The 16,097-nt window shown below is 66.1% G+C and carries 16 protein-coding genes; 11 read left to right on the top strand and 5 right to left on the bottom strand.

The window, feature by feature from the left end:
• Nucleotides 1-35 precede the first annotated feature (35 nt).
• The 3 genes from W7S_RS11880 to W7S_RS11870 all read right to left on the bottom strand — a co-directional run bounded on the left by W7S_RS11880 (nt 36) and on the right by W7S_RS11870 (nt 2,789).
• Nucleotides 36-854: a mycofactocin-coupled SDR family oxidoreductase gene (locus W7S_RS11880; protein ID WP_036455750.1), complete on the bottom strand. Its 819-nt coding sequence runs from the start codon at nt 852-854 to the stop codon at nt 36-38.
• A 1-nt stretch (nt 855) separates the two neighbouring features.
• Complete coding sequence (locus W7S_RS11875) at nt 856-1,938, bottom strand: dihydrodipicolinate reductase (RefSeq protein WP_014711564.1); 1,083 nt, start codon at nt 1,936-1,938, stop codon at nt 856-858.
• Between the two features lie 62 nt (nt 1,939-2,000).
• Nucleotides 2,001-2,789 (bottom strand): SDR family NAD(P)-dependent oxidoreductase, encoded by a 789-nt coding sequence (locus tag W7S_RS11870; protein ID WP_008256400.1) that lies wholly within the window; start codon nt 2,787-2,789, stop codon nt 2,001-2,003.
• Between the two features lie 209 nt (nt 2,790-2,998).
• Between W7S_RS11870 and W7S_RS11865 the strand changes: the two genes are divergently transcribed.
• Complete coding sequence (locus W7S_RS11865; protein WP_036428842.1) at nt 2,999-3,598, top strand: TetR/AcrR family transcriptional regulator; 600 nt, start codon at nt 2,999-3,001, stop codon at nt 3,596-3,598.
• A gap of 7 nt (nt 3,599-3,605) precedes the next feature.
• Here the strand turns inward: W7S_RS11865 and W7S_RS11860 are convergent, their stop codons facing one another.
• Nucleotides 3,606-4,709 carry a dihydrodipicolinate reductase gene (locus W7S_RS11860; RefSeq protein WP_008256395.1) on the bottom strand — a complete coding sequence of 368 codons (1,104 nt, stop codon included), beginning with the start codon at nt 4,707-4,709 and terminating at the stop codon, nt 3,606-3,608.
• A 389-nt stretch (nt 4,710-5,098) separates the two neighbouring features.
• Here W7S_RS11860 and W7S_RS11855 point away from each other — a divergent pair, with 389 nt between their 5' ends.
• The 10 genes from W7S_RS11855 to W7S_RS11810 all read left to right on the top strand — a co-directional run bounded on the left by W7S_RS11855 (nt 5,099) and on the right by W7S_RS11810 (nt 13,484).
• Nucleotides 5,099-5,746, top strand: coding sequence for a hypothetical protein (locus W7S_RS11855; protein WP_095532428.1), 648 nt, complete (start codon nt 5,099-5,101; stop codon nt 5,744-5,746).
• Between the two features lie 179 nt (nt 5,747-5,925).
• Nucleotides 5,926-7,455 carry a nitric oxide reductase activation protein NorD gene (locus W7S_RS11850; RefSeq protein WP_014711562.1) on the top strand — a complete coding sequence of 510 codons (1,530 nt, stop codon included), beginning with the start codon at nt 5,926-5,928 and terminating at the stop codon, nt 7,453-7,455.
• 22 nt (nt 7,456-7,477) lie between these two features.
• Nucleotides 7,478-8,272 carry a CbbQ/NirQ/NorQ/GpvN family protein gene (locus W7S_RS11845; RefSeq protein WP_014711561.1) on the top strand — a complete coding sequence of 265 codons (795 nt, stop codon included), beginning with the start codon at nt 7,478-7,480 and terminating at the stop codon, nt 8,270-8,272.
• A 17-nt stretch (nt 8,273-8,289) separates the two neighbouring features.
• Nucleotides 8,290-8,418 carry a hypothetical protein gene (locus W7S_RS27705; protein ID WP_007770904.1) on the top strand — a complete coding sequence of 43 codons (129 nt, stop codon included), beginning with the start codon at nt 8,290-8,292 and terminating at the stop codon, nt 8,416-8,418.
• Nucleotides 8,415-9,140, top strand: a complete 726-nt coding sequence (locus tag W7S_RS11835) for a hypothetical protein (protein ID WP_008256388.1) — start codon at nt 8,415-8,417, stop codon at nt 9,138-9,140. Before W7S_RS27705 ends, W7S_RS11835 begins: the two co-directional genes overlap by 4 nt.
• Before the next feature lie 13 nt (nt 9,141-9,153).
• A complete protein-coding gene (locus tag W7S_RS11830) occupies nt 9,154-9,585 on the top strand; it encodes a hypothetical protein (RefSeq protein ID WP_014711560.1) in 432 nt (143 codons plus the stop codon).
• A 13-nt stretch (nt 9,586-9,598) separates the two neighbouring features.
• Nucleotides 9,599-10,648 carry a dihydrodipicolinate reductase gene (locus W7S_RS11825; RefSeq protein ID WP_014711559.1) on the top strand — a complete coding sequence of 350 codons (1,050 nt, stop codon included), beginning with the start codon at nt 9,599-9,601 and terminating at the stop codon, nt 10,646-10,648.
• Nucleotides 10,645-11,067 carry a hypothetical protein gene (locus W7S_RS11820; RefSeq protein ID WP_014711558.1) on the top strand — a complete coding sequence of 141 codons (423 nt, stop codon included), beginning with the start codon at nt 10,645-10,647 and terminating at the stop codon, nt 11,065-11,067. The genes W7S_RS11825 and W7S_RS11820 overlap by 4 nt, the downstream gene beginning before the upstream one ends.
• A 211-nt stretch (nt 11,068-11,278) precedes the next feature.
• On the top strand, nt 11,279-12,238 hold the full coding sequence (locus W7S_RS11815) for an SDR family NAD(P)-dependent oxidoreductase (protein ID WP_014711557.1): 960 nt from the start codon (nt 11,279-11,281) through the stop codon (nt 12,236-12,238).
• A gap of 19 nt (nt 12,239-12,257) precedes the next feature.
• Nucleotides 12,258-13,484: a cytochrome P450 gene (locus W7S_RS11810; RefSeq protein ID WP_014711556.1), complete on the top strand. Its 1,227-nt coding sequence runs from the start codon at nt 12,258-12,260 to the stop codon at nt 13,482-13,484.
• Here the strand turns inward: W7S_RS11810 and W7S_RS11805 are convergent.
• Nucleotides 13,481-16,090 carry a sugar epimerase family protein gene (locus tag W7S_RS11805; RefSeq protein WP_036455748.1) on the bottom strand — a complete coding sequence of 870 codons (2,610 nt, stop codon included), beginning with the start codon at nt 16,088-16,090 and terminating at the stop codon, nt 13,481-13,483. The two genes, W7S_RS11810 and W7S_RS11805, sit on opposite strands and share 4 nt — an antisense overlap.
• Nucleotides 16,091-16,097 lie beyond the last annotated feature (7 nt).

The raw sequence follows: 16,097 nt of genomic DNA, 5'->3' as shown, positions 1-16,097 counted from the left end.
GCCGGCGGGCAAATCGCCATCGGACCAGTTTCGCTTCAGTTGATGGTGACGCCCGCGTCGACCTTGAACTCCAGCCCGGTCACGTATCTGGACTCGTCGGAAAGCAGGAACAACACTGCGCTGCTGACGTCGGCGGGCTCGACAGCCGGCGTGGGCATCGCATTGACGAAGATGGGAATGAGATCGGACCGCTGCTCACCCAGGAGAGGCCCGAACGACGGCGGAACCATCCCGGTGGGCACGCCCGTGGGAAGCACGGTGTTGACACGCACGTTCTGCGCCGCCAGCTCGTTGGCCAAGGCCAGCGTCAAGCCGACGACGCCGTGCTTGGCCGCCGTGTAGGGCGTCTGGAGCGGGAATCCCTTGATGGCGCCGGCGGAGCTGATGTTGACCAGGCTGCCTCCACCTTGCTCGAGCAGGTGCGGTATCGCGGCCGCACAGGTGTTCCAGACGCCGATCAGGTTCACGTCGACCACCGTGCGCCACTGTTCGGCAGTGGTCTTGTCCCACGGCGCCACCGTCAGCACGCCGGCGTTGGCGACCGCGCCGTCAAGGCCGCCCAGCTCGCCGACTCCCTCGTCGACCGCGGACCGCAGGTGCGCCTCGTCGCGGACGTCGACAACGCGACTCACGCATCGGCGACCGAAAGCCCGTACCAGCCTTACTGTTTCGGTGAGGTCGTCCTCGGTGGCCAAGGGATATTCAATCTGCGGCAGGGATCGGCAGATGTCGACGAGGATGAGGTCCGCGCCCTCCTCCGCAAGGCGCAGCGCATGGCCGCGACCCATGCCGCGGGCGGCGCCGGTGATCAGAATGCGTTTACCGGCAACGCGTCCTGGAGCCGGGGTGGTCAGTTCAGTGCTCGTTCCACATCAGCCCGCGCATCGTCGCTGACAATGGGATGTCCTCGACCCCGATCAGCCCTTGGGGCGCGCGGCACACCCAGTCGATCGCGTTGACCGCCCGGCCGGCGGTCGAGATACAGCCGGCATCGGTGGAATCGTAAAGGGGGTGGGATACGTGGGTGTTGATCTCCACCCGCGGCTCGCCCTCCACGACGACGCGGTGCACACCGGTGTGGCCATCGGGCGGGAATTCCCAGCCGGGCGCGGCGGCCGGGGTGAGCCTGGTGACGTGCTCGAGGGTGATGACCGGCTTGCCGTCGCGCACGCCCTCGGTGGCGAATCGGACCGCGGCCATCTGCCCCGGCTGGACGGTCATCATCGTGCATTCGATGCGTTCGGGCGTGTACCACGGCTCGCAGCGCTGGCGCACGTCGTCGAGCGTGATGTCGAGATGGTCGGCCAGACTGCGGACCTGACCGCCCCACATCGCCACGATCACTCCGGGCAAGAACATCATCGGTGAGTCGTCGTCGGGTGTGGTGCCGAACCCCATTGCCGCGCCGGTGAACTCGGCATCGTCGTAGTTTCCGTAGTCGAAGATCTCCTGCACGGTGATCGACGAGATCCGCGTGGTCAGGCTGGCCGCCGAATGCACCAGCGTATCGCCGGAGAAGCCGGGGTCGATGCCGTTGACGTAGAGCGAGGCGTTGCCTGCCGCGCAGGCGCGCTCCAAGGGCTCTCGCAACCAATCGTCGGCATGGCGGGGTGTCACCAGCCAGACCATCGATGTGCCAACGACGTTGATGCCCGCCGCGAGGAACTTGGCCATCTGTTCGATGGCTTCCATGGGTCGCGTCTCACCCTGAGACGTGTAGACGACGCAATCGGCGCCAAGATTGAGCAGTGCGTCGATATCGTCGGTGGCGATGATGCCGGTCGGCTCGTCCAGCCCGCAGAGCTGCGCCGCGTCCTTGCCGATCTTGTCGGCGCTGGCGGCGTGCACGCCGACCAGTTCCAGATCCGGTCGGCCGATGATGGCCCGCAACGAGTGCCGGCCCACATTCCCGGTGGAAAACTGTATGACTCTGCGCACTTACCCTCATCCTTCCGACCGTGAGCGATGACCCATCATGGCGCGTTGCGTCGCGGTCCAGGTCAGTAATCGGGGATTGGGAGCGGCGAGTTGTTCGAGTCGATGCCGCCGTCGACGTGGAAGATCGCGTTCGTCGCGTAGCAGTCGCGCGTGCACAGGTACACCGTGAGCCGCCCGAGATCCTCGACGTCACCGAGCCGATGCAGCGGGGTGGCCTCCTGCATTTTCTCCAGCGATCCGGGCATCAAGTCCAGGCTGCCACGCAAGCCGTCGGTGGCGAACGATCCCAACGCAATGGCGTTGACGCGGATCTTCGGCGCGAGTTCCTGTGCCATCGCGCGGGTGAGCGCCTCGAGGCCCCCCTTCGCGACGCAGTAGGCCGTCAACGCGCGGATGCCGAACCGGGCGGAACCAGACGAGATGTTGACGATGGATCCGCGTCCCGCGCTGATCATGTGCGGGGCGACGAGCTGGCTCATGATGAACGCGGATGTCACGCACCAGTCGAAGGTGTGCCGGAAGTCTTCGTCGGTGATGTCCAGAAAGCGCGCATAGGTGGAGCCGCCGACGTTGTTGACGAGAATGTCGATGCGCCCGAAGCGTTCCATGGCCGTGTTCACGACGCGCTCGCCGTCCGGGCGGCTCATCGCGTCCGCGACGAGCGCCAGCCCTTTGCCGCCCGAGGCCTCGATGCCCTCAATCGTGCCAACGATATCCGCCTCGGTACGCGCGGTCCCGACGACCGTGGCGCCGGCCTCCGCCAACACCCGGGCAATGCCCGCCCCGACACCCTTCCCGGCGCCCGTCACGATCGCGACCTGCCCATCGAGCTGGAACTGTTCCAACGCCATGCCGAGCTCCTTCGATCGTGCGTGGGGTGCGCCGTTTAATCTATGAACTGGGCTGACTAAAGTCAACGAATCATTCCGACCCCCATTCGCGGTACCGTTGATTGTCTGAGAATGATCAAGTTATGCAAGCGTTTTTGGCGCGGACACGGCATAATGAGCCGTTGAGCCCCGCAACTCTCGCATGAGTCGGGTCAACTGTGAGGAAACACATGGCTGTGACGGATCGGCTGTCGACCCGAGAAGCAAAGCGTCTGCAGACGAGGGAGCGTTTGATGGGGGCCGCGATCGCGGAGTTCGCCCGGGCCGGCATGGCCGAGGCGGACGTCAGTGCCATCGTGGCCGCCGCGGGCGTGGCGCACGGGACGTTCTTCTTCCACTTCCCCACCAAGGAGCATGTGCTGCTGGAGCTCGAGCGCCGCGAAGAGGATCGCATAGCCAAGCAGTTCGCCCAATTCCTGAAGTCCAAGCACGATCTCGCTTCCGCGTTGAATGAGGCGGTCCGCCTGGTGGTCGGGCTCGAACGGCGGCTGGGCGATCGGCTCTTCAATGACTTTCTCGCGCTGCACTTCTCCCAGACCCGCCCGCAGACCGAGGACGGCAGGGATCACCCGTTGATCGTCCTGGTCGCCCAGGAAATCGCGCAGGCGCAGGAACGCGGTGACACGGATCCGCACGTCAATCCCATGAACAGTGCGGTGTTCTTCTTGCTGGGTCTCTACGCGCTGTTGATCACCACCAACCACTGGCCGACCGGCCATGCGCTGCTGGAAGACTACGTCGCGAGGACGTTGCGAAGTTTGAAACCCTGACCCGCCGCTAGGGGCGTATGACGCCGCGCAGCGGCATCAGGCCGAGTTCCTTGTGGGACATGAACCCCGGCGGAGCGTCGCAGACCGCGGGTATGGCGTTCGCGGGGCCCATCGCGGTCCAGGTGTATCCGGGCAGCGCGTAGCCGCCGTTGGGGTCCTGCGCGCCCTGCAGGATCAGCTCGGTGGAGGAATCACCCTCGATCACAATGCGGTAGTGGTAGTGCTGGGGCCAATCCTCCTGCGGTGCAATGGCGTCGAAGGTGTCCATCGTGTAGATCTCGTGAAAGACGATGAGGGGTTTGCCGTCCACCCACGCCGTCCACTTGTGGTGCTGGCGAGCGACAGTCCCCTTTTTGATCACGCCCTTGAAGCCCGGCATGTCGCTGGTCTCCCCTCCCTCGAAGGGGATGTCGCGGGTGGCAGTCCCGAGCTCCACCTCGGTCGTGTATCTCTCGACTGTTTTGCCCAGTCCCTCGACGACCATCGCCATCGATTGGGCGAACAACGGCCATGCCTGTCCGAGCAGATTCGGGCCGTCTTCGAACCCGGCCGGGTCGCTGCCCATCCCCATTTCGAACAGGTACTTCAGGGTGTCGCGCCCGAAATTCACCACCTCGTAGATGTGAATGGTGTCGATCTGACTGATGATTCGGGCCAGCGTCAGGACGAGCAGGTCTCCGGCGAACCCGGGGTTGACACCACCCGCATGAAACGACGTGCCGCCCTCGTGGCACGCGGCGTCGATCTTGTCGATGTCCGCCTGACTGTGCTCGGTCCGATACCACCACGCCCCACCCGATGCGACGACATTCTTGCCGCCGCGCAGTAGGCGGCACACCTCGTCGGGGTCGGACCATAGCGGCGCATAGAACACGCAATCGGCGTCGAGCGCCTCGATGGCATCCTTGTCGGTGGTCGCCCGCACGCCGGTCGGCGGTTTGCCGCAGAGCTCACCGGCGTCCTTGCCGACTTTCTCCGGTCGATTGCACAGGACGCCGACCAGTTCGTAGGCAGGGTTGTGCACGAAATGACGCAGCGCGATCGTCCCGACATTGCCGACGCCCCATTGGATTACACGATATTTCTTCTCGGCCGGCGACTTGAGCGTCATCGCTACTCCTTTGCATGGCCAGAATGCCTGAGCGCTCGCTGAGCGTAGGCGTCTGGCAACGGGCGTGTCAACGAATGCCAGCTGACTTTCGTCAGTACTGTCGCTCCGCTGGTGGGCGTGGACAAGCCGCGTGAACTCCGCATTAGCCCTGTGGCACGCACTAACCGCGGGAAGTGGAGCGAATCTCGCTGACTGTTCGCCGTCGACTCGGTGGGCGTCTTCTGCTGACTGCAGTCAGCCTGTTATAGTGCACTCGCCGGTCCAATCAGTGTCGATGGCGGGGAGGGTTCGTGAATTTGCCGAAGCTGCATCAGCGCGACGCCGGGATAGGTGCAGCCACGCGATCGCCCGGCTCTGCCGCGCCGCCGGGTCTGGCCATCGACGAGCACATGGAACGCTCACAGCTCGCGCAGCGCCGGGCCGACAAATGGCTTATCTCCGGCAGCCTCCTGATCGGCACGGCGGCCCTGGGTATTTTCGGGCTGCCGCTGTTCCTCTGGGGAGTGCGGCTGCTGCGCCGGGCGCAACGCGACGGCCTCTCGGTCCGGCCGATGCTGGTCACCCTGCTCGGCTATCTCGTCATCATCGACGCCGCCATCAACACCGTCGGGTGGGCGCTTGATCTGGTGGCGAACCACACCATTCTGGCGCGCGTGCTGCTCAACGGGTGGGGCAACATGTTCGACGCCGGCTACTTCTGGCACTACAACGAGCTGTGGGTCGGCGGCGCGGCGGGGCCCGGCGAGAAGGCCCTGGAGGTCGGGTTGATCCTGACCGTCTTCACCATGCGGATCGCCGCCGCCATCGGCTTTCTGCAGATGAAGCGGTGGGGCCACCAGTGGATGGTCATCACCTGCTGGATGGGCGTGGTCATTTGGATCACCTACGTGTTCAACATGACGATGTTCGCCGACGTGCGTTTTGCCGGCGTCGTGCTCCCGGTCGTCGGCTGGTGGCTCTACGACATCTTCTACATCACCCCGTTTTTGGCCATCCCCTATCTGCACACCGTCAACCGCGAACTCTTCTCCGACTGAAATGCGCGACCCGAAAACCACTACGCCACCGAGGAAGTCACATCATGGGCTATCTATGGGAAATCCTTCGTTACGTCGCCGCGTGGGGCGGCACCGGACTGATCATCTGGTTCTGGTACTGGCTGTTCTCCAACATCGGCACGTTCTGAGCCGGGTCCGGGGAGCGCGGGATTGGGCCGATGACTGAGCATTCCGACGGCCATGCGATGGCGCTGGAACGCAGTTGCGCCGTGACGGCGGTCGCGCTGAGCGAGCAGCGCCGCGAAGGCGTGCGGCTCGTCACCGGCGAGCGGCGGGGCTTCGGATTGAACGCGGCGCTCACGTTCGTCCACATCCCCTATCCCGCCCCCTCCGACTGGACACGCAGAACCCTGACCTGCGGGGTGGCCCTGCAATGCTCGCCATCCAAGGAACGCGTCACCGAATTTCGGCTGAACGAGCTATCCGCGCGCGAACTGCGCGCGCTCACGCTCGTCGAAGGCGGCGTCGCCCTCGGCTGGATCGCGTCGCGGTGGCCCGGCCTGGTTCCCGAGGTCCAACGGCTACTCCCCGACATCCACCCCGAAGCCGCGGACATGGACGGCGTCCAGATGCTCGACAGGGCAACCGGATTGGCGGCCACCGGGCGGGAATTGGCGGTCCCTGCGCTGCTGGGTGCTTTGCCGCTGGCCTACACGGCGCCGCAGGGATTGACCGATAAGCTGCGACGCAGCTTCGGGAGGATGCCGTGGACCACGACGCAGAAGCGTCTTCCGCGGCCATACTCGGTTCCGGTCGGCGGTGACGGGGGCGTCCGCAACCCGAACCTGCCGCCGCCGAGCCGGCCGCAGGACAACGATCTCGACGTCACACCCCAACACCGGCCCGGGATTCCCTATCCCGAGTGGAACATGTGGACACAGCGATTCATGCACGACCACGTCGCTGTCGTCGAGCACGCCGACGGCCGGCGCCTGCGCCGTCCGGTGCCGGTGGCCGTCGACGTCCGCAAGTGGTTCGAAGAACACACCCACCGTGCAATGACCAGCCGCCTCGAAGACGGCTCGGACCTCGACGTCGACCAATACGTCAGCCACTACATCGACCTGACGACGGGCGAGGCCAAGGAGCCGAGGGTGTTTCGCGACCTGCTGCCCAGCAGCCGCGACGTCACCACGGCGCTGCTGCTCGACGGCAGCTCGTCGCTGGGGGTACACGGGGGCCGCGTGTTCCAGCTCGAATTGGCCTGTGCCGACGCGCTTTCGCGTGCCATGACGCTGGCGCGCGAACGCCATGGCGTTTTCGTGTTCACCGGCAACACCCGGCACCGGGTCGAGGTGCGGTGCCTGAAGGACTTCGAAGACCGCCGGTTCGTGCCGCCGAGCGGGCTGGGCCTGTCCACCCGCGGCTACACCAGACTCGGTGCGCCGCTGCGCCATTTGACCAGCCGCCTGCTGGCCCAGGCCTCCGAGCGGCGCCTGCTGATCATCATCGGGGACGGGCTGATCTCCGACGAAGGCTACGAGGGCCGTTACGCCTGGGCCGATGCCGCGCACGCCGTCCAGGAGGCCAACGAGGCCGGGGTGTCGATGTATTACGTGGGCGTCGGGCCGACCCGGGTCGACCCCCTCCCGGAGGTGTTCGGGCCGCGCCGGTCGCAACGGATCCGGCGCATCGAGGAATTACCCCGGGTATTGGCCCATGTCCATCGCGAACTGGTCGCAGCGTGAATGCCGACCGATTGAGGAAGAGATGACCACCGACACATATTTCGCCAACGGCAACGAAGTTCAGCTGTTCGAACAGGCCTTTGCGCGGCGTCTGCCGGTGATGCTGACCGGCCCGACCGGGTGCGGCAAAACCCGGTTCGTCGAACACATGGGCTCGCTGCTGCAGCGACCGGTAGTCACGATCAGTTGCCACGACGACCTCACCAGCTCCGACCTCGTCGGGCGCTTCATGGTGACCGGCGGCGACGTCGTCTGGACCGACGGCCCGCTCACCCGGGCCGTCAAAGCCGGCGCGATCTGCTACCTCGACGAAGTCGTCGAGGCCCGCCACGACTCCTTGGCGATCCTGCATTCCCTCACCGATCACCGACGGTCGTTGTACCTGGACCGCGCCGGCGAGGTGGTGAAAGCCCCCGAAGAGTTCATGCTGGTGTGTTCGTACAACCCGGCCTATCGCAGCTCACTCAAGGAGCTCAAACCCTCGTTCCGCCAACGGTTCGTCACGCTGGCGATGCATTATCTGCCGCCCGACCGCGAGGCCGACGTGATCGTCGCCGAATCCGGAATCCCCCTTGCCACCGCCCAGCGGCTGGTCGGGTGCGCGGTCGCGATCCGCACCGCCGACGAAGCCTTCCACTTCGAACCGCCGTCGACCAGGGTGCTGGTCACCGCCGCCCAGCTGATCGCCGCCGGCGCAACCGAATTGGACGCCGCCGACGCGTGCATACTCGCGCCGCTGAGCACCGACGGCGCGGTCACCGACGGTCTGCGTGAAGTCGCGGCAGCCAGCCTGGCCACCTCGACCAGTTCGCCCTAGGGAAAGGAGCAACCGGCATGGACCGACAGGAGGAGAAGCGCAAAAGGGCGCTCATCATCTTCCAGATCTTCATCTACGGCTATCTGCTCGCGATGTTCGGAGTCCAGCTCTACATGTCGTTCGCGCGGGGCTGGTGGGATCTGTGAATGTACCGCTGCTGAAACGGAATTCGGGAGGCACGCCCGACCGCGCCGACGCGTCGCGCAGCCTCGATGATCACCACGACGAATCACGCCAGGCCCAGCGCCACGCCGACAAGTGGATGATCGTCGGCGCCGCCCTGATGGGCATGTGGGCGCCGGGCCTGATCGGATTTCCCATCTTCATGCGCGGGGTATGGCTGCAGCGCCAGGCCCTGCGCGCCGGGCTATCGGTTCGGCCCATGATCGTGACCCTCATCGGCTATCTCGTCCTGATCGACGGGATGCTCAACAGTCTGGGCTGGGCTCTTGACCTGGTCGCCAACCACACGTTGATCAACAGGGTGCTGATGGTCGGGTGGGGCAACATGTTCGACGCCGGCTACTTCTGGCATTACAACGAGCTGTGGATCGGCGGCGCGGCGGGCCCGGGCGAAAAGGCCTACGTGGCAGGCCTGATCCTCACCGTGTTCTCGATGCGGGTGGCGGCGGCGATCGGGTTTTTGCAGATGAAGCGCTGGGGCCATCAGTGGATGGTCGTCACCTGCTGGATGGGGGTGGTGATCTGGTCGGCCTACGTCTTCAACATGACCATGTTCGCCGACGTGCGCTACGCCGGTGTCGTGTTCCCGGTCATCGGCTGGTGGCTCTACGACATCTTCTACATCACCCCGTTCCTCGCGATCCCGTACCTGCACACCGTCAATCGCGAAATCTTCTCCGACTAAAAGGAGCAGTGCCATGACTAGTCCGTCCGTACCGTCCCCCACCGAAGACAAGGACCCGGCCGCCGATCTCGAGCCCGGGACGACGCCGTACTACGCGCGCATGCACACCTGGATCAAGCGCGCCGTGTTGGTGTGCCTGGTAGCGCTGGTGATCGAGGGTGCCTTCACGCTGCCGTTCATGGCGATCTACTACGGGTACCCGACGCTGAGCCTCACCCAAATCTGCAGTGAGCTGCTTAAGATCCGGTACTCCAACGACACCTTGGAGTGCAAGTACCCCTACCCGCCGTTCGGGCCCCCGGAGGGCGCCGAGGGCAAAGCCACCGCGCAGGACGTCTGGGGCATCCAACCGATACCGAAGTACCACCGGCTGGGGTTCCGCGAACTCGTCAAGATCCACGACGAACGACTCGCCCGCCAAGCGCCGGCGCCGACGCACCCATGACGGGGCCGGCCCGGTGACCTATCGGGTCGTCCAATGGACGACCGGTAACGTCGGCAAGAGCTCCGTCCGGGCGATTGCCGCGAACGCGACGCTGGAGCTGGTCGGATGCTATGCCTTCTCGCCGGAGAAGGCAGGGCGCGACGTCGGCGAGCTGTGCGGGATCGAGCCACTGAATATCAAGGCGACCAACGACATCGAGGCGCTGCTCGCGCTCAAGCCGGACTGCGTGGTCTACAACCCGATGTTCGCCGACGTCGACGAGCTGGTCCGCATCCTCGAGGCCGGCATCAATGTGGTGGGCACCGCCGAGTTCATCACCGGCCACTTTCTCGGCGCGGGACGCGAGCGCATCGCCCAGGCCTGCCAGGCGGGCGGATCGAGCATCTTCGGCACCGGCATCAACCCCGGCTTCGTCCAACTGTTCACCATCGTGTCGGCGGGACTCTCGGAGCGGGTGGACAAGGTGTCGGTGCTGGAGTCCTTTGATACCACGATCTACAACTCGCCGGCGACCGAAATCCCTATGGGCTTCGGCTATCCCATCGACCGTCCGGACCTGCCGGCTGTCACCGAGAAAGGATCCGGCATCTTCCGCGACGGCGTGTTGCTGCTCGCCGACGCCCTCGGCGTCGAGCTCGACGAGGTCCGTTGTGAAGCCGAGTACGCCCAGACCACCGAGGATCTGCACCTGCCAGGGGACTGGAACATCGCGGCGGGCTGCGTGGCGGGCATTCACGTTCGCTGGAAAGGGATTGTTGCCGGTCGAGAGGTCATCGAGATCGGCGGGCAATGGCGGAAGGGACAAGCGCTGGAACCGGATTGGCCACTGGACATGGGCTACACCGTCGAGGTGCAGGGCCGACCGACGATCAAGACCACGCTGAGCTTCCTGCCACCGCCGGACTTCGAGGGCACGACCTTGGACGACTACATCATGTTGGGCCTCACCATCACCGCCGTGCCGGCGATCACCGCGATACCCGCCGTCGTCGCCGCGCCTCCCGGCATCGTCACCTACAACGACCTCCCCCTGCTACTTCCCCGCGGAGTCCTGACGACATGACGACAACACAAGAACCCTCGCTCCATCACGTCGTGTTCGCCGTGGCACCGGAACGACATGCGGCCGTGACCCAGATGTTCAGCGATCTGGGGTTCGTCTTCGAGCCGCTGCAGCTGGCCGAGCTCGGCCTGGACATTCACCTCGACTGGAATCGGGGCATCGAGCTGATCAGCCCGATCCCGGGGTCGACCGGGGAGGTCGCCGTTTCGGTGACCGAGTTCATCGAGCGCCACGGAGACGGCGTGTTCACCGTGGTCATCGGGGTCCCGGAAGCTTCCAGGGCCGACGCCGTCGCCGAGCGCTACGGTGCGACAACGCGTTTCCGGCAACGCATGGAGGGCGAGGGCACCTTTCTCGACGAAAACGACGTGTCGATCCTGGGACTGCCACTGACATTCCTGGCGACCAACATTCCGTGATTGGAGACGGCATGGCCCAACATCGTGAGCCGAACGGAATTTGCGAGCTCGACTTGGACGATCTGCCCATGGCTCTCGACCGCGGCGTCGTGACCGAGTGGTCAAGGAGGATAGCCCATTTCAAGCTGTCACCGGGACCCTGGAACACGTGGCCGTCCCCGACGTGCACCCTGCCGCGATTGCCGTTGCGGATCCTCGCCACGGAGAGGTCATGACCGAGCTTCGGTTCGACGGGAGGGTGGCGATCGTCACCGGGGCCGGCGGCCAGGAGCCGAGCCTGGGGCGCTCGCACGCCAAGCTGCTCGCCCAGCGAGGGGCCAAGGTCGTCGTCAACGACCTCGGCGTCGGGCCCGACGGCCGAAACATCCTGCGGGCCAACGCAGAACAGGTGGCCGACGAGATCTGCGCGGCCGGTGGTGAGGCGGTTGCCGACCTGCACAGCGTCGCCGACGAGGACGGCGCGCGCCGGGTCGTCCAGACCGCGCTGGACGTGTGGGGCCGCGTTGACATCCTGGTGAACAATGCCGGTGTCTGCTTCATGGCGCACTTCGACGAGATCTCCGACGCCGACATTCGCAATGTCATCGACGTGCACCTGATGGGGACCGTGTGGATGTGCCGGGCGGCGTGGCCCCACATGCGCGATGAGGGTTACGGCCGCATTGTGAACACCACCTCCGGGGCGATGTTCGGACTGGAGAATCTTTCCATCTACGGTGCGGCAAAGGGCGGAATCTTCGGGCTGACACGCGGTCTCGCCGTCGAAGGGGCACCGATGGGCATCAAGGTCAATGCGTTGGGGCCGGCCGCCAACACCACCGCCGTGCGCCATTTCAACAACCCGTCCGCCTTCACCAGGCTGATGGAGGATCACTTTCCGACCGGCCTGGTGTCACCCGCGGTGGCGTTCCTGGTTCACGAGAGTTGCCCGGTATCCGGAGCCAACCTCGAGGCGGGTGGGGGAAACGTGGGCATCCGGGTGTTCGGTCAGACGACGGGTATATACGACGCCGATCTCACCATCGAGAAGGTGCGGGACACCTTCGCGGCGATAACCGACACGTCGACGGCCAGGTTGATACCGGATTTGCCCGACTCCGGTGAGTTAGCCCCGGGCGAGGCCATTTCGGCGCCTATCGAGGTACTACCGAAGCGCTACCAACCGAGTTGATTTCGGCCAAGGAGACATCATGACCGTCGACACCACAGCACCCAGCGTCTTCGACGCAGGCCTGCCTACACTGCACTACGACATCACCGACACCGTGCACCAGGTCGCCCCGCGGATCCACGAGGCGCGCAAGCGATCTCCGATCGCCCTCGGGCCGCTGGGACCCGAGGTGCTCGGCTACGAACTCGCCCGAGGGATACTTCGCGATCCCCGGTTCGTCTTCCCGCCCGGCATGCACATGACGGCTCGCGGGATAACCTCCGGCCCGCTCTATGACCGGGTGCTGGGCACCATCCTCGGCATGGAAGGCGAGGAACATCGGCGCCTGCGCGGTCTGGTCTCCAAGGCATTCACCCCGCGGGCGTCCGCGCGCATGGAAGACACCATCGACACGGTGATCAACCATTTGATCGATCAGGTCGCCGGGGCCGGCCGCTGCGACTTCGTCGCCGACATCGCCCGGCCCTACCCGATCCCGATCATCTGCGCGTTGTTGGGCGCACCACCCGAGGACTGGGAGCAGTTTTCCCTATGGGCGGAAGACATTTTCAAGATCGTGCGGTTCGACTCCGACCTGGCGAACGAGCAGCACATCGTGATGCGGGCGTGGGACGAGTTCGACGCCTACATCGACGACATGATCGCCGAACGGCGGAGCCGGTTGACCGACGACTTGATCTCCGAACTGATCCGCGCGCAGGACGACGGCGACCGGCTGAGCAACGCGGAGATGCGCATGCTGGCGTTCAGCATCCTGTCCGCCGGCACCGACACCACCCGCAATCAGCTGGCCGCGTGCATGCACGCGCTGTGCGATCACCCCGAGCAACTGGCGATGCTCCGCCAAGATCCCAACCTCGCGATGCCGGCCGTCGAGGAATGCATGCGCCATTCGCCCGCGGTCTGCACCACCCTGCGCACCGTCCTCGACGACGTCACATTCGCCGATTACACCTTTCCGGCCGGCACCTTCATTTCAGTGAATACCTTTGCCGCCAACTGCGATCCGGAGGTCTATGCGCACCCGGGCCGGTTCGACATCACCCGCGAGGACCCGCCGCCCATTCTGACGTTCGGCGGCGGTGCCCACTATTGCCTGGGCGCGAACCTCGCCCGAACGGAACTCGCCGGAGCGCTCAAAGTCCTCGCCCGGCGCATGACCAACCCGCGGCGCGTGGCGACGGCGCAGTGGAAGCCGATGCTGGGGCTGAGCGGGCCGGTCGGTCTGGAGATGGAATTCGACTAGCTCAGCGCGTCGTCCGCGGCCAGCTCCAGGACGTGGATTTCGCCCGTCGCGCCGTCGACCTCGACCAGGGCACCCGGCGGCAACGACTTGGTCGCCCCCTGAACGTCGACAACACAGGGGAAGCCGAATTCGCGGGCCACCACCGCGGCGTGGGACATCGGGCCGCCCAGTTCGGTCACGACGGCGGCGGCGTAACAGAACGCCGCCGTGTATCCGACGTCGGTGACCTCGGCGACGAGGATCTCGCCGGGCTGCAAGTCGTCGATGGTGTCGGGGCGCACGATGCGTACCCGGCCGCGCACCCGCCCGCCGCACACCCCGACCCCGCGCAGGATGTCCCCGCCGGCCAGGGCGGGCGACGAGGGCGCGGTTGGCTGCCAGCTTCCGCTGAACACCGTCGGCGGCGCCACCGCGACCAGCCGGCGTTGCTCGGCCCGGCGCCGGGCCACCAGCGCGCCCACGTCCGCCGGCAGGGCATCCAGTTCGTCGACGAGCAGATAGAAGACATCATCGGCGGCTTCGAAGACGCCCGACTCGACCGCCCTGCGCCCGTACTCGCGCAGCAGCGTGCGCAGAACCCAGTTGGCCCGCACCACCTTGTCGCGGCGGACCTCACGGTCGCGCAGTTGCTGGGTGGCCAGCACCGCAATTGGCTTGGCGTGCAACGGAATCTGGGGGCGCTGGGGTTGCTGCGCCGACGGCGCGCTCATCGCCCTGGTCACCATCCGGACCAGCAGCTCGGGGTCGTCGGCGTAGCTGGTTGACAGCATCTCGAGCTCGGCGGGCCCACGGTGGCCGATGAGCGCCAGCTCGGCCAGCAGCGCGGCATGGAATTCCGGAGCCTCGACGGCCAGCTTGTCCAGCCGGTCCCCTGGTTCAGCCAGCAGCGCCGTCACTTTCGGATCGCGCTGCGCGGCAACCACCAACCGCTGCATCGCCTCGACCGAACGCGCGCTGACCAATTCGGGCCCACCGGGGGCGGCGACGTCCCGCCCGCACAGACCACGCAGCAGCACGTTGAACGCCGCGCACAGCAGGAATGAGCCGGCGGCCAGCACCCAGCCGTGCACCACCTGGTCCCGCGCCAGAAAGATCAGGCTCAGCAGCCGGCGATCGTCGATTCCGGCGAGGTCCCCTTCGGTCAGGCGTTCCAGGCGATCGACGTCGGCAACGAATTCGCGGGTGTCGGCGGGCGCGCCGGCCGACAGGCCGATCAGGTTGACGCCGAATACCCCGATGTTGCGGACGGTGCGCAGTCGCTTGCGGATTCGATCGGTGTCGGAGTGCGGATGTTCCTCACCGAAGATCGGCAAGGCGGCCATGCTGGGGCCGAAGAATCCACTGTTGCTCACCACCGTCGTGGGCTTCACGAAAGGCACCGTCTCGGCCATGAAGTGCGCGGTCGTGATCGCGCCGTACAGGCGGTGGGCGAACACCGCGACCATGCGCATCGCGATTTCGCGCTGGATCGTGCCCCCCGGGCGCAACCGCTCGGCGACGCACACCGCGCTGGCCCGCAGTCCCCGGACCGTCGCCGACGCCGACGCCGGCGAGAACGGGCCGGGTAGTGCCTCCGACAGGTTCGTGGCCAAAAACGTCGGAAAGCGCGGGTCGATCGGTGTGTCGAATTCCCCGTTATCCCCCGCTGCGCCCGCCAAATTCGGCTTGACGCCGTCGTCGCTCGGCGCGTCGACCGAGGGTAGGTCCTGGATGGTGGCCAGCCGCCAGGGCAGCGATATCACCCGCTTGCCCACGGTGACCCGGCCGCGCACGGCCAGCGCGAAATCGTCGATGCATTCGCCGGATTCCCACGCGGGCCGGAATCCCCACTCGTGCCGCAACCGCGAGAGATCCATGAGTGGAGCGCCCTTCGCCCGTTGCAGTTCGCCCGGCTCGAAGCCCAGCCGCACGACCGGGCGCCCGAGAGCGGCGGCGATCTGCCGGAAGGTCACCTGTCCGGCAGCGGCGAGATTGACCGGGCCGCTGTCGATTCCACCGTCCACGATCGCCTGGTTGAACAGCCGAAGCGCGTCGTCGAGATGGACGACTTGCATGCGGGGATCGCTGGACCGGGCGGGAAACACCGGTAGCGCCAGCATCCGGCGCACCCAATTGTCGACGCTTCGGCCGAGGATCAGCGCGGAGCGGATCACGACCCATTCCGTGCCCGCTTCCGCGACCATGCGTTCGACCTGGGCATTGAGTTGGCCATCGACGGTGACCGGGGTCAAGGCCTCGTGTTCGGCCTTGGGCGCACCGCCGCCGCCGTAGACGTGTGCCGAAGACGCGAAAACGATTCTTCTGGACCCGGTCTCGACCATCGCGTCGAGCACGTTGCGGGCGCCGTCGATGTTGACCTCGTGACCGATCCGTTCGTCTGGTCCGGGAGTGTTCGCCCACGCGCAGTGCGCAACCACTTCCGCGCCCGCCAGGGCGCGCTTGACCGCGGCGGCATCACGGATGTCGGCGTCGACGAAGTCGGCTGCGCTCGGCCAGCTTTCGGGGCGGTGGCGGGCAAGGCCGACGACATCGTGGCCCTGGGTGAGCAGCCGCATGGCGAGTCCGCGGCCGAGCACTCCGCTGGCCCCGGTGACAGCAATTCTCACTGAATGC

The sequence above is a fragment of the Mycobacterium sp. MOTT36Y genome (assembly GCF_000262165.1).
GTDB classification, from domain to species: Bacteria; Actinomycetota; Actinomycetes; order Mycobacteriales; family Mycobacteriaceae; genus Mycobacterium; species Mycobacterium intracellulare.
This window is presented reverse-complemented; position numbering and strand designations above follow the sequence as displayed.

Coding starts and splice junctions, on each gene's coding strand:
- W7S_RS11855 (WP_095532428.1), top strand. CDS start 5,099: ATGGAACGCTCACAGCTCGCGCAGCGCCGGGCCGACAAATGGCTTATC.
- W7S_RS11850 (WP_014711562.1), top strand. CDS start 5,926: ATGACTGAGCATTCCGACGGCCATGCGATGGCGCTGGAACGCAGTTGC.
- W7S_RS27705 (WP_007770904.1), top strand. CDS start 8,290: ATGGACCGACAGGAGGAGAAGCGCAAAAGGGCGCTCATCATCTTCCAG.
- W7S_RS11870 (WP_008256400.1), bottom strand. CDS start 2,789: ATGGCGTTGGAACAGTTCCAGCTCGATGGGCAGGTCGCGATCGTGACG.
- W7S_RS11860 (WP_008256395.1), bottom strand. CDS start 4,709: ATGACGCTCAAGTCGCCGGCCGAGAAGAAATATCGTGTAATCCAATGG.
- W7S_RS11815 (WP_014711557.1), top strand. CDS start 11,279: ATGACCGAGCTTCGGTTCGACGGGAGGGTGGCGATCGTCACCGGGGCC.
- W7S_RS11820 (WP_014711558.1), top strand. CDS start 10,645: ATGACGACAACACAAGAACCCTCGCTCCATCACGTCGTGTTCGCCGTG.
- W7S_RS11845 (WP_014711561.1), top strand. CDS start 7,478: ATGACCACCGACACATATTTCGCCAACGGCAACGAAGTTCAGCTGTTC.
- W7S_RS11810 (WP_014711556.1), top strand. CDS start 12,258: ATGACCGTCGACACCACAGCACCCAGCGTCTTCGACGCAGGCCTGCCT.
- W7S_RS11865 (WP_036428842.1), top strand. CDS start 2,999: ATGGCTGTGACGGATCGGCTGTCGACCCGAGAAGCAAAGCGTCTGCAG.
- W7S_RS11830 (WP_014711560.1), top strand. CDS start 9,154: ATGACTAGTCCGTCCGTACCGTCCCCCACCGAAGACAAGGACCCGGCC.